This window comes from Pseudorhodoplanes sp., assembly GCF_059499825.1.
The window spans coordinates 348,570-367,125 of sequence record NZ_JCABZI010000009.1 but is presented as its reverse complement, the minus strand read 5'-3'; the positions used below and the strand labels follow the sequence as shown (position 1 = coordinate 367,125).

Here is an 18,556-nt window from a genome sequence, read left to right as displayed (position 1 = left end):
ATGGTTCGAGTCGTATTATTTCTTGTCGTTGTCGGGCTGATCGCACTCGCGAAGGCTTGGCTTGCCGACCGGCCAGGCGATGTCGCCATCAAGTGGCTTGGCTGGCATATCGAAACGTCCGTGATGGTGCTCACGGTGGGCGCCATTGCGCTGTTCGCGATCACGTTGCTGCTGTGGTCAATCCTGCGCGGTTTGTGGCGCTCGCCTGCACGGGTCTCGGCTGCGCTTCGCGACCGGCGCGACATGCGCGGACAGCGCGCAATCATGCGCGGATTGATCGCGGTCGGCGCCGGCGACGCCCGGGCCGCGCAACGCTATGCGGAGGAAGTGCGGAAGATCGCGCCCGCTGATCCGCTGGCGCTGCTGTTGACAGCGCAAGCCGCGCAACTGGGCGGCGACCGCAATGCTGCTGAAAATTCGTTCCGACGCATGGCCGGCGATGAACGCACCAAGCTGCTCGGGCTGCGCGGTCTGTTCATCGAGGCACAGCGTCGCGACGATCTCGCAAGCGCGAGCGCCTATGCCGAGGAGGCCGCGAAGATCGCACCGGCGTTGCCATGGGCCGGCAGCGCCGTGCTGCAGATCCGTTGCGCCAGCGGCGACTTCGCCGGTGCGCTCGACATGCTGGAGAAAAACCGTGCCGCCGGCGCGCTCGACCGGGCGAACTACCGCCGTCAGCGCGCCGTGCTGCTCACCGCACGCGCGCTTTCCCTGCAGGACAGCGAACGCGAGACCTCGCAGCCGCTGGTCCATGAGGCGGTGAAGCTTGCACCCGATCTGGTGCCTGCAGTCGCGCTGGCGGCGCGTTATCTCGCCGAAGGTGGCGATCTGCGCAAGGCGACCCGCATGATCGAGCGCGCGTGGGAGGTCACGCCGCATCCCGATCTCGCCGAGACTTACGCCTATCTGCGCTTCGGCGATTCCGCCCGCGATCGACTCACACGGGTGCGACGGCTTGCGGGACTTGCGCCCAGTCATGTCGAGAGCGCGCTGGCGCTCGCACGCGCGGCAATCGATGCGCGCGAATTCAGCGAAGCCCGCAACGCTCTCTTACCGTTCCTCGCGCAGCCCACGCAACGCGTGGCCCTGCTGATGGCCGATCTCGAACAGGCGGAGTTCGCCGACGAAGGGCGCTCGCGCGAATGGACGGCGCGCGCCGTCTATGCAGCGCGCGATCCGGCCTGGACGGCGGATGGATTTGTCTCCGAGCAATGGATGCCGATGTCTCCGGTTTCCGGCCGTATCGATGCGTTCGAATGGAAGGCGCCGGTTGCCGCCATCGCGTCGGCGCCTGCTGCCGATGAGGTCGTGGCGGAGCCGGAACCGGCGCGTCCGGTCATCGAGGCTGTTCCGGCACCTGACCCGGCGCCACCGCCTGCTATTCCAACCGCGGCTCCGGCGGCACCCAAGGCATCGGCGCCGGCTGCTCCGCTACCGCCCGCAGCCCCTCGCGCCGTCACCGGAGCACGCGAGGTGCCGGAATCGGTCGTTCCGATCGCCCATGTGCCGGACGATCCCGGGCCCGATCCGGACCAGGAACGCGAGCCGCTGCCGGACTCGACATCCAGTTCGCCTGGCTGGAAGCGGCTGTTCTTTTTCTGATCAGGCGGGACTGCGCCTTGAAAAAAGAGGGTCAGGCGGCTATCAGGAGCGCCTTACCGCATTGCAGTGAGCCGGCGTAGCTCAGTGGTAGAGCATCCGCTTCGTAAGCGGGTGGTCGGGGGTTCAAATCCCTCCGCCGGCACCAAAAAAACCCAATAAAATGCGATAGCCTCGAACCGGGCGAGGGGGCGTTTGTGTCTGGGGTCGATCTGGGGTCGGTCGACTAGAAGCGTGTCCGCCGCCGGCGGTCGATTTTCGCAGGAGGACCCTACACGCGTTGAATCGGGAAGGGGCTAGGTCGGAGCCTCAGAAGGCCCTAGCCCTCGCCGACGGGGCGGTTTCCCGGCACCCTAAGCTGATCTTCTTAGCACCCGTCGATTGAAGAACGCACGCAGCCTGCGGAGCCTTTTGGCTCCGCGAAGAGACGGTACAATTGGGCCTGCTGCAGTGGCAACCAGATGCATCTCCATATCGCATTGCACGCATCGGAAAGACTGAATTTCGTTGCCGTCATTCGGTTCTCGCCTGAAGCAATGGGCGTTGCCACCACATGCCGCACAAGCCACCGCAGGAACGAGATGTGAGAATGCGAGTCCAATGGGAGTATCTGGCATGGTGCTGTCGCAATACGCAAAAGGAAAGGCGAAAGCACAAACCGGTCTCTCAGCCACCGACGCCTTGTAGGGTCGATATCGGTGATGATGGAACTCTACACTGATTTGTACGCCACGCGTGTGTTCAAATACACATAGGTGATGTGAATTACGCGTATTCCACTTCCCATTGCTTACACGTCTAAGGCCGCTCCGACGTGCTTTTGGAGGTCGGAAAGGGCGTAAGGTTTGGGAAGAAAAACCGCAACATCTATTAGGGCGGGCTTGGGCCGTGCCGACGTCACAATAACACGAACCGGCGGCCAACGCTTTCGGACAGCGTCCGCTAATTTGGCGCCGTCCATGGAACCCGGCATATGGATGTCGGTGAAAACCAGCCTAATGTCCGGGTAGGTCTCCAACAGCCGGATTGCCTCATCTGCGTCTCCGGCTTCAAGCGTCACGAATCCCGCTTCTTCGAGGGCGTCGACCGCAACCGCCCTTATTAGGAGCTCGTCCTCCACGACAAGAACCACTGCACCCGTACGCATCGTGCCACCGGTCCAAACTCTCGGAACGAGTGTAGAAGCGGTGGCGTCGCGAAAAGTTCACCACGCATTTTCCTCAACTCATCATTGCCGTCCCAGCAACAAAAAGGCCGGGCAACGAGTGCCCGGCCTTAAGCCTCAAACGGCCCGCCGTCGGAACCGCTACTGTTGCGGCTTCGGCGACATGTCCATTCCTTTGTGGGGGTCGTCGCCTTGCGTCCCGCCGGGTCGCATCATCGCCATGCCGCGGCAACACGGACACATCCCCATGCCGCCCTGCGATTGTTGTTGGGGCTGGACCTTCATTCCGAATGGGTCTTCGGCTTGCGTCGAACCCGACGGACGGCCGCACATCATGCCGCCTTGCCCAGTCGATTGCGCTTGCTGACCCATGCCCATGCCGCCGCACATAGCCGACGCTGGGGCGGTGCTCAGAATCAGTGCCAGTGCCGAACACGAAAAGAGAAATGAGCGCATTGCAAATCCTCCGTCTGAGCTATCAACCTATTCCACATGTCGGAGCGGCGGGTTCACGTTCCTGTCAATTGGAACACTGACGCGGCTTGGCGACTCGTCATAAACTTAGACCATAGGGCACGCCACTCGCCGCCGACCGCGCGGAGCCGGTGCCCCATGCCTCGAACCCGAACCGATTACATCGGCACCCTTGCGGAGCTTCGGCGTGCCGTCCCGTGGTTCGTCATATGGTGCGAAGGCAAATTGCCCGGCGGCTATCAGTGCATGCACTCCGGCGCTTCAGCGGTCGTGCCGCACATGATCCGGCTCGGACCGGATGCGCCAATATACAGAATGCTCGCCGCCTTCCGCTGTACCGAGTGTGGGCACAAGGGTGCGTCGATGATGCATCCGAGTTGGGGGCTGGACAATCGCGGTGCGCTGTTTCCAACCTTCCCGGCTAATCAGGTTAGTGTCGCAGATGATGCGAGCACGAATAGAATCGGCAGAACCATGAAGCACGGCTCGGCCGCGATTCGTGTCAAGTATGTTCGCCCACAACGACTCTAGGGTTGTGAAGAGCCGGGACAAGCATACCGCCGGTTGACTCGGAACTCCGAATCCATCCGTAATCAAGCTGACAAACGAAGAGCCGCCAGTTGACGCTGGCGGCTCTTGTTTGCCCGCGCAACCCAATAAGCCGGGCTGCGGGCCGAGGCAGTGGTGAACACCCGGATTACAATCCGGGAATGCCTTCAGGTCAAGCCCGGCTCCTAAGACGGAGCTATTTCAATGGCGCAATACAAGTATGGTCAACATCTTAATCAGAGCGACCATTCAGCTTACGATTCCAAGTACAAGCCAGGGACGGTGGTCAGCGACTCCGGCATCTATCGTTGTGTAAATTGCGGGGATGAAATCGCGGCGAATAAGAACAATCCGCTGCCGCCGCAAAATCATCATCAACATCAGGACCGGAGCAAGCCAATTGAGTGGCAGCTCTTGGTCTTCGCGCAACAAAAGCCTTAACAGAATGCGCTGCGGACGCGGTGTTGTGCGCCCGCAGCGCAACTACGTTTCATAGGCGACAGCAATTTGTAAGTTCAGCGTCGAACGCACCATTTTTCAGATGCGTGTGTCGATGGGAGCAGCGAATGAGCAATGTCACACGCCGTGCGTTGAGAGTTTACGCCGCGCTCTCCGAGTTGCGCGGCCCGGATAGCGATGTACTTGACGCTCTCATTCCATTCTTCGAGCCAATATTCGTGCTCATGAATGGGAAGGTATGGAATCCGCATACCTTCTCTGCCGGCGTTCGGAAACTATATCGCTGGCGATTCACTGGCGACATTGCGGCGAGCTTCGTTCCGAGGCTGGAGCGTAAGGGAATTTTGCGCCGACAGGCCAAGACGGTCGGGAACCAAGCAATCTGGACCGTGCATTACACCGACTCCAAAGCCGATGTGACTCCGCCTGCAATCGTGACGGCGTTCGAGCAAATCATAGATGAATTTGAAAAATTCCCTCCGCGTGTGACAGACCTTCTCTCGTACAAGAAATCGCGCGATGAGTTGAAGGAGATTCTGATTCGATTCTTAGTCCTAATGGACGCGCAGGGTCAGGGTGCATATGCGCGACAACTCGGAGACTTGGAGCCAAGCGGCGAGGCTGGCGAGTTGGTATCTAAACTAGAGGAGGGCGAAACGGGCCTCGACCCGAACGATCGGTACATGTGTGCACGTTTCGTTAGGCATCTAATGCGCCGACGGCAAGAGTTCGCGCCGCATCTCATACGGCTTTCCTCTATCGCCTTGTTGGCGGAGGTCGTTGAAGATTTTCTGAAGCCGACACATACAGAGAATAAGACCGACCTAACCGTAATACTTGACGCGCCCATGGCGTTGGATTTCGTCGGTTGCTCTGGCAAAGCCTTGAAAGATGACATCGTTACAGTAGTCAACGCGTTGCGGAAGATTGGCGTTAGCTTCGTTGTGTTGCCGATTAGTTGTGTCGAAATGCAGCGTAACTTGCGAAGCATGATGGGGCTGCCGCCCGAGCAGCGCCGCGGCTACACTCACAACGCCATGATAAGAAAAGAAGTCTCTGCCGAATTTGTCTCAGCGGTCGCAAACAATCCCGAACGTGCATTAGATAACGCAGGGGTTACAGTTAGACCGCTGACCTTGGACAGCTTTCCGGGCGCTCACAGATTCTTCACCGCAGAACACTACGAAGATTTTTTGGGCTCGGTTTATTGGGGCAACTATGTCCCAGCAAAGGAGCACGACACGACATGCGTCACGTTGGTGATGCGGCTTCGCGAGGGTCGGCATAGCAGCGACGTTTTCAAGAGTCGCTACGTTATGGTCACGAGGAACGGTTCGTTCGTCAGCCATGCACGAAATTATTGCCTGCAGAACCGCATGATAAACGAAACTCAGGAGGGCCCGATTATACATGCGCGAGAGCTAGCAACGACGGCTTGGCTAAGAACTGGCTTAGGTGCCGACGAAACGATACCGCGCGGACATCTAATCGCTACATGCGAGAGGGTCTTGCAGATGCGACCCGAAGTCAGAAACGCGCTTGCCAACCATCTTGCGCAGGTCACCCCAGAACGGTTGGAGCAATTTAATCTTCTGATGCAAGACGCTCGAAGCGTCCAAAAGCTTGCTGACGAGACGCTCAATAACGAGGAGTTCGTCACAGCAGAAAGCGCTGAACACCTACTCAACGTCATGCGTGAGGCGACAGCAGAAGAACTAAAGGAAAAACATCAGGCCGAGCTTGAGGCTGAACGGGCAGCAGCTTCGTCAGAAATATCAAGCCTAAATGAACAAGTAGGTCGATTGCGTGACGCGGAGTCGCGGTCTCTCGTTTTGACTGAAAACCAAGTAAAGAACGCCGTAACGGCGGTCAATCGAAGCGCACGCAATACGGAATGGGTCGCTGCAATTGTGTTGCTCCTGCTTGGAGCGGCGGGCGCTGTAAATATGGCAACGGGCTTCTTTGAGGGTTCTCCAATCTGGAACGTTATCCTGATTTTGTTCGGAGTGGCGAGTTTCGTTCGGTTGCTATTCGGTTTGCTAGAGCGGCCGATGCCGGGCGTAGCTACGGCCCTGAATTACTATTGTCGTTGGTCGGCGAAGCGCCGCCTAAAAAGTCTGGGCCTGGACTCAAAATTGTCTCGTCTCGAATTCAAGAGTGGACGCGCGGTCCTTTCGGACGAACCCGCGGTTATTGAGCCGCCAGTGCTGCCCCGTGACATTACACCGATGAAGCGACCTGAACTTCCGCTCAGATGACGAGGCTCTAGTTGTGTTTCTGTTTGCGCTGTTTCGCGGCGTCCGAGGCGGCGGCGATATATGCACCGCAAAGTTCAAATGCGCCAGCGGCTGTTTTTGTGTCGTCTAAACTTTCAGCGTGTTTAGCTTGCTCTGGTGTTAGTGCAGCATGGTAGGCCTTTCGTAATTCGGCCAGCTTGGCGTAAATTTTAGTTTGATCAAACGTATGTGCAATCTTGTTACGGAGTTCATTAGCAGCTTTTAGCACTTGCCAAATTTGCGCATCAATTTCTGGTGGATTCAACAGTTGGCATTTGTCAACTTTGCCTTGAAAGGTGCCTCGCTTGCTCCTGCCAGCAACGGCCAAAAACTCATTTATGAACTGTTCGACGACAATGTGATTTTGCAACACAGTCAGAATTAACTCGTTGATTTGTTGTCGGCGCTCGAATAGCTCCTGCAAGTTCGCCCTTAGTTTCGGGTCGTCCGCCTTCATTAGTTCTCTCCGTGATGCCTTAAACGCCGCTCGGCGTTGACAGGTCGCGATTAATCGCATCTACTGTGCCCGCTAGATGGACTAAGAAGCAAGAATGCCCGGCGAACGGGTCGCGACGAACGGATAAGCGGCAACGATAGCCCGCCCCCCCATCGGCACCCCTGAAGCAACAGATACGCTGACAACTATTCGGGTCAGCCCTCACAGCTATTGGAGTGTCGTCATGACAAAGTTTGCGCTTGTGAATGGCGTTCGGAGCGAGGCCAAGCCGGACGTTCGCGGCGAATGCGAGGACTGCCGCGGAGCCATGGTTTCAAAATGCGGGACGCGCCGGATTTGGCATTGGTCGCACTTTGTCGAAGCGCGACTGTGACTCTTGGCACGAGCCCGAAACCGTTTGGCACCGTGCGTGGAAAGACAATTTTCCAACTGACTGGCAGGAGATTTCCCTTCGAGCGCCGAGCGGAGAGATACACAGGGCGGACGTAAAAACTAAGGGCGGCTGCGTAATTGAATTCCAACACTCACCACTGAGTGTTGCTGAGCGGCAATCGCGCGAAAACTTTTATGGGAATATGGTTTGGGTCATTGACGGTTTGCGGACAAAGAGAGCCAAACGCAATTTCTTCGATGCGCTCCGTTCGCGTCGGGCCATTGATCAGAGCAGGTTCGTCTACGTCGTTGCGTTGCATGAATGCAGTATTTTAGAAGAGTGGTCGGGAAGCGGCCGCATCGTCTTCTTTGACTTCGGCGAATGGGAATCGGGCGTAGATTTGTTCGCTAACCGAGTACTCTGGAATTTGAGCCCGAAAAGCCCCAAGGGTCAGGCTTTGCTGCAGCCCATTCCGGTCGAGACCTTCATTAAAGAGCTCTCGGATGGCTCGCCCTTCCAAGAGCGGGTCATCGAAGTTCCGGTCCCTCGTCAGTCGCCTCAGCCTCTCTCCGGCTTTCAGCGACATATGGCTTTGATGCAACGGAGACGGCGGCGATTTTGACTACTGAAGGATCGTCGGGCCAGCCGAGTTTTTGAATCTGATTCAGATTTTTGCACGGCGCGGAAGTTCGCCCGCATAGCATTCTAACGAGACCGGGACCCGAAAATATTCCTACGTCAACTCTGCGTCCAGATCAGGAGCGTGGCGCAACAATTAACCGCTGATGAATGGATCATTGTGGCCGCCTACACTTCATTAGAACTATTGCGGCCACCGCGGGCGAAGGGGTTCTACAGCGGATTAGTTGTGAAAACCAAAAATACATCTTGGACCTCGGAGGAAGAAGCGATTCTTGTCCAGTCGGTTCGTGACGGGGTAAGCCCTGCACGTCTCTCGGTACGCCTTCGGCGCTCCGAAGGAGCCGTCAAGCGGCGCATTCGCGAACTCGGCCTGTCACGATCGGGTGTCGGCCCGGAACGGGCAGCTTCGTCTCACATTCGCGTTTCCGTTGACCCCATTGCACAAGTTCAGCGGTGGCTCAGTGCATGTAGGTCCGGTGACCTGGGCTCCTGCCTTGAGTTCTATGCGTCGGAAGCGACGCTGGAATGTGCTTGTAGCGGTCCCGCTGTCTATGCTGGTCGCAGTGCGCTTAAAGAATATTGGCGCCCGAAGCTCCAATCAAACTTACCGGGCAGGTTCTCGTTGATTAGAACGGCTGTTGAGGGCGAACGGGTGACGATTGACTACCTCAGTTATGAAGGTAAGCCCGTGCGTATGATTCTGTCATTCGACGAGACCGGAGCCATCGCCCACTCTAAGTGCGGCCCACACAAGCGCGATAAGGCCCGAGGTCTGACGAAGCATTAGCTTCTTTCAACACTCGAAAAATTAATCGGTATCTCGCCCGCCAAAGCGTTACCGCCTTCGAGGGGGTCACGCACTCTTGCGCCTAGGGGGTAACGCGACTTGTCTTATTTCATGGGCATAACTTGCACGCCGTTACCCCCGATACCCCCGTTGCCCCCATTCCCTGTAGAGTGCTGGCGTAAATGCCATATCCCGCTCTGATAATCCGTATCTCCCGTCGCGGTGCTTTTCCATTAGAACTCTATAGAGAATAGGGGGTAACAGGGGTAACACCCCTAATTAATGCCGATAAAATCAGGCGAAACCCGTTACTCCCCTTGGGGGGAACGTGGGGGAAACGGGGTAACGCTATTCAGCCTCTTCAAGCTCTAGAGCATCATGTGAGACATAAGCGTCGGGTGCCGTGCCGTTTACGAACAAACGGTGCCACGGCTGCGGGCCTTTCACATAACCCTTCATGGAAATGCCGTCGGCACGGATTTGCCTTCGAACCCATCCTAGATAACGCATGCTGGCGCCCATCCGGTCGTTGACGACTTGCGTTCGCAGGCCGGGCACGGTCAGCCCCAGAATCTTCCAAACGTCTTCGGACGTGATCTTGCCAGCGGCTCCGCTCAGCACGTTCGCCAGCGTATCCGTGAACGGGTCGGATTTCGCGTCGGTACGGGCCGTCTGGGCGGCCGTTGCAGCGGCATATAGCGACGGATCAAGTCGCGTCGCGTCTCCCCATGCCTCCCGGCATGCCGCCTCGCCCCACAGCTGTTGCAGGTCGGCCCGGAGCCGATCTAGGTCGAAGCGGTCGACTTTCACGGGCCAGAATCGGCGGTTGCCGGTCCGGTCGCGCAAATAGTTGTCGGCGTTCGCCGTGCCGTAAATCACGAATTGCCGCGGGCGTTCGGTAGTCAGTCGCCCATACGCCAGGCGGGCGCGGTCAACCTGTCTCGATAGCTGGGCCTTTACGTGGTCAACGTCGGCATTCCCCATCCCGTGCAAGTCGGCGCATTCGACGATCAGCTTTCCGGTGACCGCTTCAATGGTCCGCTTGTTGTCCGCGTTCAATGGCAGCGAGTCAGTAAACCATTCCGGCCGTATCGCCAGCACTTCGAGGGCCGAACTTTTGTTTTTGCCTTGCGCCGATTCCAGCACCGCCATTTCGTCGAACTTCGCGCCGGGATTACGGATGCGACGAACGGCGGCAATCAATGGCAGGGCCGACGCCGCGCGATTGAATGGCGAATCCTTCGCGCCGCCGTAGTCAATCAAGAGGCGGTCGAGTCGCGCCTTGCCATCCCATGCGGATTGCGCTTCGTCGAGATAGTCGCGGACCGGATGAAACGACCGGCGCCGCGCATAGTCGAGAATGACGGTCGTGAAAAAAGATTTCTCCGGCCGGAAGTGAAAGCGCGCGTCGACCTTAAGCCAGAGCCGATCTAACGCGGCGTCGTCCAGATACGGGCCGAAGCCCTTCAGGCCCTCAATGCGAATCTTGTCGGCGAATTCGTCATAGCTGACCGAAGCGCCCAGCGTGTCGATTGCCATTCTGACGTTATGCTGACTCGCTGCAACGATGTCGCCTTTCTTCGACCGGTCGAACTCCGGTTCGGCGTCGAACTCGAATTCGGTGTTTGCAAGGTCGACCTCTTCGGCAATGAACGGGATATCGTCGCCGAAGGCGTCGGCCGCGGACTCGGTCGGCAAGAGCAAATCTTTTCGCTCCGCCTTCACTAGATGCCGATTCAGACTCGCAACCGTCACGCCCTCGTCGCGGTCGGCGTGAAGCGAGTCCCAGCGGTGCCCGATTTCGTCGGCCGCGTCGGCGTATTCAGGATCGGCGGTCGACCACGCGACGAACTCTTGTCGGCCCTCGCCGCCGGTCGCATGGTGGCAAGCCATCATAAGCTGTAACCAGTCGTCATGCGCCCGGAATTTCTCCGGGTTCAAGCCTTCGAGCGCGGCGGCAAGCCGCGCGGGCGTGATATGCCCTCCGCCCTCCGATGCCTCCCGGACCGGCCGCGCGATGGCCCCCAGCAGCCCAGCGGGCACGTCTGGCGCGTCGGCGAGGTTGTCACGCTCCCATTTGTAGAGCTTGCCGTTAGGGTGCCGGGAGCCGGGCGCAACGATCTGACGGCCGACGCTCTTGAACTCGACCCCGGCATAGCGGCGCGGGTCGAATTCGTTCGGTTGCTCCGGGTCTTCGTCATGCTGGAGCGTATCCAGCAGCTTCACGCCCGCGGGCTTGCGGAGAAAGTAATGCCGACCGCCGGAGCCGGTCCGTTGGCAGGGCCACGCGTCCGGGTCTAGGCCGAAGTCTTCGCAGAGCTTCGCAAAGCCTTCGTCGCCGCCGTTGCGCGGGTCAATGTCGATCACGACCCAGTCGTCAGGAATACGGGCGCCGATGTTCCAGCCGTTCGCGGCGCATTCGGCAATGACGGCGGCCGAGTCATAGTCGCGCGTCGTCCAGTTGGAGTCGCGCGGAGCCTTGCCAAGCTCCCGGCGGAGCGGCTTTCCGTCCTTACCCAGCACGGCGACGCCGTTGCGCTTCACGGTCCGCTTGGCGTCCCATTTATGCAGCGGAATCGCAGCGAAACCGACTTTAATGAGAGGCTTCAGCGTGTCTTGAAACCGGTTTTTGCCGGTGCTATTTTGTCTGGGCATTGCTCGACTCTCCAATCGACGCATTACAGTCTGAAACCCGGCCGGTTCGCTCCCGCGCCGGGTTTCGCTTTTCTGACGCTTCGAGACGCGTCGCTAGGTATTCGACCCAATTCAGCAAAAACGACTCGCGGTCGATATCGTCCTGCGAATAGAGCCAAGAGCGAACGGCCGCGCGGTTGTTGGCTAGGTCGGCGCCGCGGATCAGGTCATAAGGGCGCAAACGCTCGATTCCGAGCGGCCAATAGACGCGCCACAGTGCCGGTGGAACATGGCGAGTTTCTTTGCGTTTGCGTCGCATCACTGACTCTGCCTTCCCAGCCCGCCGCGTGCTACAAGACGTAGCGGGCCTTCACTTTCTCAAAACTTCACAATGTCCGTAAAAATGTTGCTGGGCGTGGTGGTGATAGGTTTGCGGCGGACTACCTTCGGCCGCGGCAAACGGTCGATTGTGTCGCGGTCATACGTGTTGTCGTCGCGCGGCTCAGGGTACTTGCCGGAAATGACATGCGCCCAAAACTCTTTCATGGTCAGGCCGAGTCGCGCGGCGGCTTGGTAAGGCGTGACAGTCACAGCCGGGCCAGCGGTTAGCGCGCGTTCCTCTTCTGCCAATCGTGCGGCTTGTGCCCGCTTCGCCTCTTCTCTGCGTTGGCGTCTGTCTTCAGCGGCAATCCGCGCGTCTTCGGCCGCGTCTTCAGCGGCTTGCCGTTCGTCCCATAGCCGGTCGAACTCGCGTTCCGCTTCGTCGCAGGCGCCCAGATACGCCACATAAGCGGCATCGCAAGCCGCGCGGCACGCGGCCTCAGCGGCTTTTTGATCCGCCTTATACTTTTCGTCGATAGCGAGATTCCGCGCTTTCCATGCTTTACCCGCCTTCTCATGGGCGGCGTTGTACGCATCAGCGTATCCAGCGTCGGTCCGGCCCCGCGGCTTTATCGTCGCGCTGATAACCTTTTGTTCGGCCGTCAATTTCGCCTGTGAGGCTTTGAGTGCCGCTTTGTGATCAGCGTCATTTGAGTCGTACGCCGCGTCGAGAACAGCCTCGGCAACGGCTCTTGCGCCGTTGTAAACCTCTTTGGCAGCGGCAATCGCGGCGTCCCGATCAATTTCGAGTTGGTCCTTAGCCATGGAATCGACTCCTTATCCGGTCACGCGGCGCTGGACGTTGCGGATTGTTGGAAGGCGTTCGAGCGCGCGAAGCTCATTCAATGAGAACCGGCGGCCCGGATGCTCTTGAATTTGCCCTTCGGCTGCGACTGTCAAAACGAATTCGCCACTCTTGCCGATCTCATTCGCCGCGGCGGCGAGCGGGATCAGGTATGAATCTTTCTTGTAATTACGCATGGTCGAGTCCTTTCCGTTGATTGACCCGCTCCCGACCGGAGTCTGACCACAAACACAGCCGGGAGCGGGGTTTGCCCATCGCCCGTCTGTCAACCCTACGAGTCAACGGGCGGCGAGCGTGTTGCCGTCGGTTTCCGACTTCGGCAGCAGAGCCGACGGCGGGCCGACCTTCGGGCGTTCATACCTGCTTGCGCTTCGCCCTATGCCGGTTTCCGTTTGTTGAATTTCGCGTACACGGCCGCGGTGTCGATTTCATCGAACGACTTCGGCCGACGCGCGCTCACGTCGCCGTCGTCGCCGTCGTCGACGAAGTCCGAAAAGTCGTCGCCGTCGTCGCGTGACGCCGTGACTCCGCCGGTGCGAGCGCGTTCGTCGTTCGTCACGCCGCGCATGCGGCGCTCCGCAGCTTCAATCATCTTCAGTGTTTCCGGTTTCATTGTCTTGACTCCCATAGGTTCGAGGTTGCCCGCACTAAGCGGCTTCGGTCGCCAGCTTGCGGCTTGCGATTGCGTCGGTGTCCGGCTCAATACCCAGCACGGCATTAAGCGACACGGTATCGGCACGGAGCGGAACGAAGACGCCCTTCGCTGCGAGCGCGCGAATGACTCGGCCCTCTTCAATTTCCAGCTTGTCGATTTCCGCGCGGAGCTTCTGAATCTGTTTCTTGCGCTGGGCGTGCGACAGCGGCTTTTTGCAGTCGAAGGCGTGCAGGTCGCCGATTTCCCGAAGGCGATTTTCGCCCCAGGACAGAATCAGTTCGCGCAAACTCAGCAGCCCGATTCGCTCAATGTTGATTGTGGGGCTGTATGGAAGCAAATCGCCCCTTTCGTTGTAGTCGACATGAAAAAATCCGCCGAGTCCGGTAGTGCCCGCCTTGTTTTTCAGTTCGGATTCGATCCGACGCTTGAAGGCTTGGAACGCTTCGACGACGGTCAACGGCGCCTTTTGCGCGGCTTTGATGGCGGCATTCGCGGCCGTGATCTTGCCGCGGACGCCTTCCAAAGCGTCAATCGTCGCGTTGGCTTCAGGCAGCGGCGCGCCGGGAATATCACGGTGCGGAACGTGCCAGCGTTTCCGCGCGTGATCTTCGCCTTTCTCTTGCCATGACAGAGTCCGCGACTTGGCGCGGGCGTCGCGTTTCTTTTCCGTCGCCTGTTGATGTTTGTCGAGACGGGCTTTCTTGCTATCGCGGACCGCCTCTTGCGACTTCACGAATTGCAGGTCTTTCGACGTTGCGTTCGGCGCGTCGTCATAGGCGCGCTGGACGGTCCGCAAATGATTTTCTGCTTCCATAAGTTCACGGGCGAGAACTTGTTGCCGGTCGGCGTCGACGCGTTGTTCGTCGCGAATGCGGTCTTCAGCCGCGCGCCATTGCTCAACATAGTCGCGCGCCGCTAGCGGCAGGTTGCTGAAAACCAACGCTTCAGCATCGGCGACCATATGAGCGGGATTGGTTTCGAGTTTAGACATTGCGTCTGCTCCGGTTCGTTTGAAACTCGAGCGATAATAGTGGCGCACGTCTAAGCGTTCACGGATTCCAATCGGGCATTCGAGTCCACCTTCTTCGCCGCTCGCCAGTAACGCGCCATCGTGTCAACGTCGTATCCGCGTCCCGGAGCTTCAGCGGCGGCTATCCTAATAGATTCGGCTTCGTCGACGCCGTCGGCTATAAGCTCCCGAATGCGCGCAATGGCCTTGGCTTTGGTATCGACCTTTTGCCCGCCGCGCTTGCGCTTGCGCCCGAATAATTCATCGCACCGCGTCCGATATCGCGTCTCTTGTTCGGCGGTCAGTTTGTATTGGTCGTGAACGCTCATTGCTTGCAAGATGCTGGAATAATGCTCGAACAATTCGAGCAACGCATTCCATGCGCCGTCCGATATGGTCTCCCGCGCGTTCATGCATCTAGCTCGAACGTCGGCAACGGACTGCCGCGCCGGGCCTCGATCACGCGGCGGAGCATGACAGCAGCGGCTGGTTCGCCTTTGCCGGTCAGTATCGCGCGGACCGCGTCGGCCGCTGGGCCGGTCGCCTTGTTGATGCGGCGGAACGTCTGGGCGAGCGAACTAGCGGTTGCGTCGGCCTTTATCACGCCGAAGCTCTGGGCGATTCGCAATGGAAGCGTCAGAGCGTCGGCCGCGTACAAGAGTCCGATCGGGCTTGTACTGACGTTGTTAAGGCCGCTTGCCTTTGGCAGAAGTGCGAGCAATATCCGACACGCCGTCGCGAAGTTCGCCGCCGTCGACAAAGCCGCAACGTCGGCCGCGTCGATAAGCGCGCAAACGTGTCGGACATGCGCACGGACCTCCGCCGTGCAACGATCCGCAAGCCAGCCCGTCGTGCTGGTATGAAATGAACGACGACTCATTGCCGCGGCCTCACGCGGCCTTCGTGCGATGGCCCTTATTTTTCGGCGGGTCGGCGCCGAGTGTCCGACTCTCCCATGCGAGCAGGTCGGAACGCCGCCAGTACGGGCGCGACGCTCCGAGGTACACGGGCGCCGGGAATCCAGCGTTCTGTTGTTTGCGGTGAATCCACATATCCGACGCGCCGCCATAGCGGGCGCGGACCATTGGCTTAGTCAGAAATTCGCAAGATGGGTCGTCACTGCTGGGCGTCGACATGGCACATACTCGGAACGCCGCGCCCCAAGGCGGCGCGACGTGCGACAAAATTGTCGGTTCCAGTGTATGTGCCCGAACCGTCTCAACCGGACGGAGCCGCCCTCATTGGCGTGGCAGCCGGAAATTAGGATCAGTGGTGAAAGATTGCAAGCCGGGTTATGGCGGCGATATAGCGAGTCCGATCCGTCTCGGACCCCCTGTCAGGCCGGGACGGCTTCGGCTTGTTCTGGCACAAGCGGGACAGACTCGCCCTTCACAAGCGCGGCGACATGCGCGCCCCATTGGTCGAAAGCCTCCCGCCGTTCCTTTGCGTACGATTGATGTTGATATCGGCCGACGAGTCCGCCGCGAACGCCGGAGACATGATTAAGCGCCGCCTCGATCACGACGACCGGGACTCCAAGCTCGCCCATGCCCGTTGCACAAGTCCGGCGAAGATCGTGAAACGTCCAAGCCGGAACGCCCGTCATCTTGCGGTCGAAGATTCGCTTAGCGCGGCTGAAGCCGGAGACGGGAGACTCGCCGGTCGTCGTGAAGCACAAGCCGGGCTTGTCGCCGATCTTCGGCAATGCCTTCAGCACGTCTAGCGCGACGTCGCTTAAATGAACGATATGTTCGCGACCATTCTTCACGCGGTCGGCCGGAAGCTTCCATTCGCGCTTGTCGAAGTCGATTTCGGATCGATGCATTTCGGAGACTTCCCGGAGCCGCGCGCCGGTCAGCAGCAAGAGCTTTGCCATCGGTCCGAACGGGTACGCCATTTCGTCGGCGGCTTTCCATAGTGTTTTGATTTCGTCGGCGGTCAGGACACGGTCGCGTTGCGGCTTGCCCTTGGCCGGGTGTTCGAGTCCAGCCATCGGCGAGCGGTCAATCAAGAGCTTGCCCAGTGCCCAGTTGAAAAACGCTTTGCCGACGGCGTACGCGTGCGCCCGATCGCCTGCGTTGTCGACCGCTCGCAATACTTCGGCGGGTGTCACGTCCGGCAACGGGCGCCGCGCGAACTTCGGCAGATATACCAGCTTGAAAATGGACTCAATGTTCTGAATCGACTTCGGCCGCATTTGCCGAACGTCCCGTGCCCATCTCAGGTACCGCTCATAAACGGCACCTAGCGTCTGCTCCTTATCGAGCCCGGCGACGGCCTTGCGACGAGCGACGATCTTTTCGCCTTGGGGGTCTTTGCCGGCGGCGACCTTCAGCAGCACGTCGGCGGCGAGCTTGCGGGCGTCCCCCAGCCCGACCCGGTCGAACTCGCCCAGCGTGTACTTGCGTTCGCGCTTGTCGACCGAATACCGGACCACCCATGACTTATGGCCGGAGGGCTGGACGGCGAGGCGAAGGCCCTTCACCCCGTCGTCGTGTTCCTCGAACCGGGTCGGCCGCGGGGCCAGGTTGCGATAGTACAGCGCGGACTTCAGCGGAGCCTTGGCCATGGCAAAATCCCTCTGGGGTCGGTCTGGGGTCGACGAAAAGGCCGGTTAAGGGCGTTAGGTCGCGTTAGGCCATGTGACGCTAAACGCCTTGAAAAACAAGGGTTTCCGGCGAGTCTGTTATAGCTATGTGATGGCAGGGTTAAGCGTTGTTTTCCGCTTCGTAAGCGGGTGGTCGGGGGTTCAAATCCCTCCGCCGGCACCACGGTTTTACAATCGAAAATTGGTTCGGAATGCACCGGAGCGTGTTCAGTGCAATTTCCGAATGAAAAGGGGCGGATAAAGGCCCTCTTTTTTCGCTATCCCGAGAGCCGGGCTGCCTTCGGCTCGACAACGGTGCCGCGCACCATCCATCTTGCCGGATCGGGACCCATGGGCTCATGGTATCTTGCGCTCGATCATGCCGGCGTTGCCGAGGAGCCAAACCTGATTGTCGTCTCGATCCCGGGACCAGGTATCGCGCGCTTCAGGTTTGAGACGGGTGTTGCTGCGCGTCGACCAGCTGCCGGCCAGTCTGCCCGATGCGCCGCTGCGGAAGTTCAGGCCAAGATCAAAGAGCTTCCGAAGACCACCGAGGCCGAGCGGCTTGTCGTACAGCGCATCGGCCAGGACATATTCCGGGCGAGGCTGATTGAGTACTGGCAAGGACGCTGCCCCTTGACCGGCATCTTGGACACCGCGCTGCTGCGCGCCTCCCAAATCGTACCGTGGAAGGATTGCCCCAGCGACGCCGAGCGGCTCGCTCGTAACCTTCGACGATGACGGTCGTCCTCTGCTTTCGCCCAGGCTGAGCAAGACCGCTCGTGCCGAATTGCGCTGGCAAAACTCCTTGTCGCTGACGGATAAGCATCGCGCCCGCCTCGCGACTCATAGAAGCGCTTTCTTTCAGCAATGAGTGCGGTTGGACGCTCCTAGATTGCCAGCACGCAGTGACGCACGAGATCAGGGAAACCTATCTGTCATGTCGTCCAAAAGTGCCTTCGCGGCGACCACCATGGGAAGCCAGGCTGTCATTGCGCTGCTTGGCGCAGAAATTCCCACGAGATGATGAAGCGATAGCGTCGTTAGAAATGATATCTGCCGCAGCGCACAATTCCGTCCGTAACGCATCTGCGCCGTAGGTCTGCCCCTCGGAAAATTGGCTTGCATTCAACCGGCGCTTCGTAAATTTTATGAGCGAAAGGGCGGGGGTATTGCGTGGCGCCAAGCGAGGACAGCCGTTTCAAGATTGTTCCGCAAGCGGTCGCGTCTGATGCGTCGCTGACCGAAGATCGTGGCTGGCACAAGATGGACGTGCGCTGGCTAATCACCTCCTCAACGATGCCGTCACAACAGACCGTTGTGGGAAAGACGACAATGCCGCCGGGCGTGAAGGCTCAGCACGCCATGCACCGGCATCCCAATGCGGAAGAATGGGAATATGTCATTCAGGGCGTTGGCATCAAACGCGTCGGCCAGGAAGCCTTCTATTTGCGCGCGGGCGATCTCGCATTTGTGCCCCGCAACGCGTATCACGCGCTGGAGAACGCCTCCGACACCGAGACGCTGGTGACCATCTGGGGCTATTGCGGCGCATCCAGCCTCGATGAAGCAGGTTACTTCACGCCGGAGGATGATCAGAAGATCCCCGATCGCGGCGCGTAGCCGCGTCAGAGAAGCGAATAACAAGCAACAAATTCGGCTGAAGGCAGACGCAAGATCCGTCTCGGCCAATATGGGAAGAAA

The 18,556-nt window shown here is 59.2% G+C and carries 18 protein-coding genes and 1 tRNA gene; 8 read left to right on the top strand and 11 right to left on the bottom strand.

Going from position 1 to position 18,556, the window contains the following annotated elements; genetic code table 11:
• Positions 1-1,602 (top strand): heme biosynthesis protein HemY, encoded by a 1,602-nt coding sequence (locus AC5I5I_RS13190; RefSeq protein WP_495973667.1) that lies wholly within the window; start codon positions 1-3, stop codon positions 1,600-1,602.
• A 70-nt stretch (positions 1,603-1,672) separates the two neighbouring features.
• Positions 1,673-1,747 (top strand) — tRNA-Thr (locus AC5I5I_RS13185).
• Positions 1,748-2,389: 642 nt separating this feature from the next.
• Here the strand turns inward: AC5I5I_RS13185 and AC5I5I_RS13180 are convergent.
• A complete protein-coding gene (locus tag AC5I5I_RS13180; RefSeq protein ID WP_495973665.1) occupies positions 2,390-2,746 on the bottom strand; it encodes a response regulator in 357 nt (118 codons plus the stop codon).
• Positions 2,747-3,991: 1,245 nt separating this feature from the next.
• On the opposite strand from AC5I5I_RS13180, the gene AC5I5I_RS13175 reads away from it, so the two are divergent.
• Both AC5I5I_RS13175 and AC5I5I_RS13170 read left to right on the top strand, forming a co-directional pair.
• Positions 3,992-4,228, top strand: coding sequence for a hypothetical protein (locus AC5I5I_RS13175; protein WP_495973663.1), 237 nt, complete (start codon positions 3,992-3,994; stop codon positions 4,226-4,228).
• 125 nt (positions 4,229-4,353) lie between these two features.
• Entirely contained in the window at positions 4,354-6,504 is a 2,151-nt protein-coding gene (locus tag AC5I5I_RS13170; RefSeq protein ID WP_495973661.1) for a hypothetical protein, read from the top strand.
• Positions 6,505-6,511: 7 nt separating this feature from the next.
• On the opposite strand, the gene AC5I5I_RS13165 is transcribed toward AC5I5I_RS13170, so the two are convergent.
• Positions 6,512-6,979 carry a hypothetical protein gene (locus AC5I5I_RS13165; protein ID WP_495973659.1) on the bottom strand — a complete coding sequence of 156 codons (468 nt, stop codon included), beginning with the start codon at positions 6,977-6,979 and terminating at the stop codon, positions 6,512-6,514.
• 353 nt (positions 6,980-7,332) lie between these two features.
• Here AC5I5I_RS13165 and AC5I5I_RS13160 point away from each other — a divergent pair, with 353 nt between their 5' ends.
• Both AC5I5I_RS13160 and AC5I5I_RS13155 read left to right on the top strand, forming a co-directional pair.
• Complete coding sequence (locus AC5I5I_RS13160; RefSeq protein WP_495973657.1) at positions 7,333-7,974, top strand: competence protein CoiA family protein; 642 nt, start codon at positions 7,333-7,335, stop codon at positions 7,972-7,974.
• Between the two features lie 141 nt (positions 7,975-8,115).
• Positions 8,116-8,781 carry a nuclear transport factor 2 family protein gene (locus AC5I5I_RS13155; protein ID WP_495973655.1) on the top strand — a complete coding sequence of 222 codons (666 nt, stop codon included), beginning with the start codon at positions 8,116-8,118 and terminating at the stop codon, positions 8,779-8,781.
• Between the two features lie 348 nt (positions 8,782-9,129).
• Here the strand turns inward: AC5I5I_RS13155 and AC5I5I_RS13150 are convergent, their stop codons facing one another.
• The 9 genes from AC5I5I_RS13150 to AC5I5I_RS13110 form a co-directional block, all read right to left on the bottom strand.
• Positions 9,130-11,436, bottom strand: coding sequence for a VapE domain-containing protein (locus AC5I5I_RS13150; RefSeq protein ID WP_495973653.1), 2,307 nt, complete (start codon positions 11,434-11,436; stop codon positions 9,130-9,132).
• A complete protein-coding gene (locus AC5I5I_RS13145) occupies positions 11,420-11,734 on the bottom strand; it encodes a hypothetical protein (protein ID WP_495973651.1) in 315 nt (104 codons plus the stop codon). Before AC5I5I_RS13145 ends, AC5I5I_RS13150 begins: the two co-directional genes overlap by 17 nt.
• Positions 11,735-11,793: 59 nt before the next feature.
• Complete coding sequence (locus AC5I5I_RS13140) at positions 11,794-12,561, bottom strand: hypothetical protein (protein ID WP_495973649.1); 768 nt, start codon at positions 12,559-12,561, stop codon at positions 11,794-11,796.
• A 12-nt stretch (positions 12,562-12,573) separates the two neighbouring features.
• A complete protein-coding gene (locus tag AC5I5I_RS13135) occupies positions 12,574-12,777 on the bottom strand; it encodes a hypothetical protein (protein ID WP_495973647.1) in 204 nt (67 codons plus the stop codon).
• Positions 12,778-12,977: 200 nt separating this feature from the next.
• The gene (locus AC5I5I_RS13130) at positions 12,978-13,169 is read right to left on the bottom strand and encodes a hypothetical protein (protein WP_495973646.1); all 192 of its coding nucleotides are present in this window, start codon (positions 13,167-13,169) and stop codon (positions 12,978-12,980) included.
• Positions 13,170-13,248: 79 nt separating this feature from the next.
• Complete coding sequence (locus AC5I5I_RS13125; protein ID WP_495973644.1) at positions 13,249-14,247, bottom strand: hypothetical protein; 999 nt, start codon at positions 14,245-14,247, stop codon at positions 13,249-13,251.
• Positions 14,248-14,297: 50 nt separating this feature from the next.
• Entirely contained in the window at positions 14,298-14,678 is a 381-nt protein-coding gene (locus AC5I5I_RS13120) for a hypothetical protein (protein WP_495973642.1), read from the bottom strand.
• On the bottom strand, positions 14,675-14,923 hold the full coding sequence (locus AC5I5I_RS13115; protein ID WP_495973640.1) for a hypothetical protein: 249 nt from the start codon (positions 14,921-14,923) through the stop codon (positions 14,675-14,677). Before AC5I5I_RS13115 ends, AC5I5I_RS13120 begins: the two co-directional genes overlap by 4 nt.
• A 678-nt stretch (positions 14,924-15,601) precedes the next feature.
• The gene (locus AC5I5I_RS13110; protein ID WP_495973638.1) at positions 15,602-16,834 is read right to left on the bottom strand and encodes a tyrosine-type recombinase/integrase; all 1,233 of its coding nucleotides are present in this window, start codon (positions 16,832-16,834) and stop codon (positions 15,602-15,604) included.
• A gap of 249 nt (positions 16,835-17,083) precedes the next feature.
• On the opposite strand from AC5I5I_RS13110, the gene AC5I5I_RS13105 reads away from it, so the two are divergent.
• Both AC5I5I_RS13105 and AC5I5I_RS13100 read left to right on the top strand, forming a co-directional pair.
• Positions 17,084-17,593, top strand: a complete 510-nt coding sequence (locus tag AC5I5I_RS13105; protein WP_495973636.1) for a hypothetical protein — start codon at positions 17,084-17,086, stop codon at positions 17,591-17,593.
• A gap of 525 nt (positions 17,594-18,118) precedes the next feature.
• A complete protein-coding gene (locus AC5I5I_RS13100; RefSeq protein WP_495973634.1) occupies positions 18,119-18,475 on the top strand; it encodes a cupin domain-containing protein in 357 nt (118 codons plus the stop codon).
• Positions 18,476-18,556 lie beyond the last annotated feature (81 nt).

Excerpts from the sequence above, each read along its gene's own strand:
- AC5I5I_RS13190 (WP_495973667.1), top strand. The coding sequence starts at position 1 with ATGGTTCGAGTCGTATTATTTCTTGTCGTTGTCGGGCTGATCGCACTC.
- AC5I5I_RS13180 (WP_495973665.1), bottom strand. The coding sequence starts at position 2,746 with ATGCGTACGGGTGCAGTGGTTCTTGTCGTGGAGGACGAGCTCCTAATA.
- AC5I5I_RS13175 (WP_495973663.1), top strand. The coding sequence starts at position 3,992 with ATGGCGCAATACAAGTATGGTCAACATCTTAATCAGAGCGACCATTCA.
- AC5I5I_RS13170 (WP_495973661.1), top strand. The coding sequence starts at position 4,354 with ATGAGCAATGTCACACGCCGTGCGTTGAGAGTTTACGCCGCGCTCTCC.
- AC5I5I_RS13165 (WP_495973659.1), bottom strand. The coding sequence starts at position 6,979 with ATGAAGGCGGACGACCCGAAACTAAGGGCGAACTTGCAGGAGCTATTC.
- AC5I5I_RS13150 (WP_495973653.1), bottom strand. The coding sequence starts at position 11,436 with ATGCCCAGACAAAATAGCACCGGCAAAAACCGGTTTCAAGACACGCTG.
- AC5I5I_RS13145 (WP_495973651.1), bottom strand. The coding sequence starts at position 11,734 with ATGCGACGCAAACGCAAAGAAACTCGCCATGTTCCACCGGCACTGTGG.
- AC5I5I_RS13140 (WP_495973649.1), bottom strand. The coding sequence starts at position 12,561 with ATGGCTAAGGACCAACTCGAAATTGATCGGGACGCCGCGATTGCCGCT.
- AC5I5I_RS13135 (WP_495973647.1), bottom strand. The coding sequence starts at position 12,777 with ATGCGTAATTACAAGAAAGATTCATACCTGATCCCGCTCGCCGCCGCG.
- AC5I5I_RS13130 (WP_495973646.1), bottom strand. The coding sequence starts at position 13,169 with ATGCGCGGCGTGACGAACGACGAACGCGCTCGCACCGGCGGAGTCACG.
- AC5I5I_RS13125 (WP_495973644.1), bottom strand. The coding sequence starts at position 14,247 with ATGTCTAAACTCGAAACCAATCCCGCTCATATGGTCGCCGATGCTGAA.
- AC5I5I_RS13120 (WP_495973642.1), bottom strand. The coding sequence starts at position 14,678 with ATGAACGCGCGGGAGACCATATCGGACGGCGCATGGAATGCGTTGCTC.
- AC5I5I_RS13110 (WP_495973638.1), bottom strand. The coding sequence starts at position 16,834 with ATGGCCAAGGCTCCGCTGAAGTCCGCGCTGTACTATCGCAACCTGGCC.
- AC5I5I_RS13100 (WP_495973634.1), top strand. The coding sequence starts at position 18,119 with ATGGACGTGCGCTGGCTAATCACCTCCTCAACGATGCCGTCACAACAG.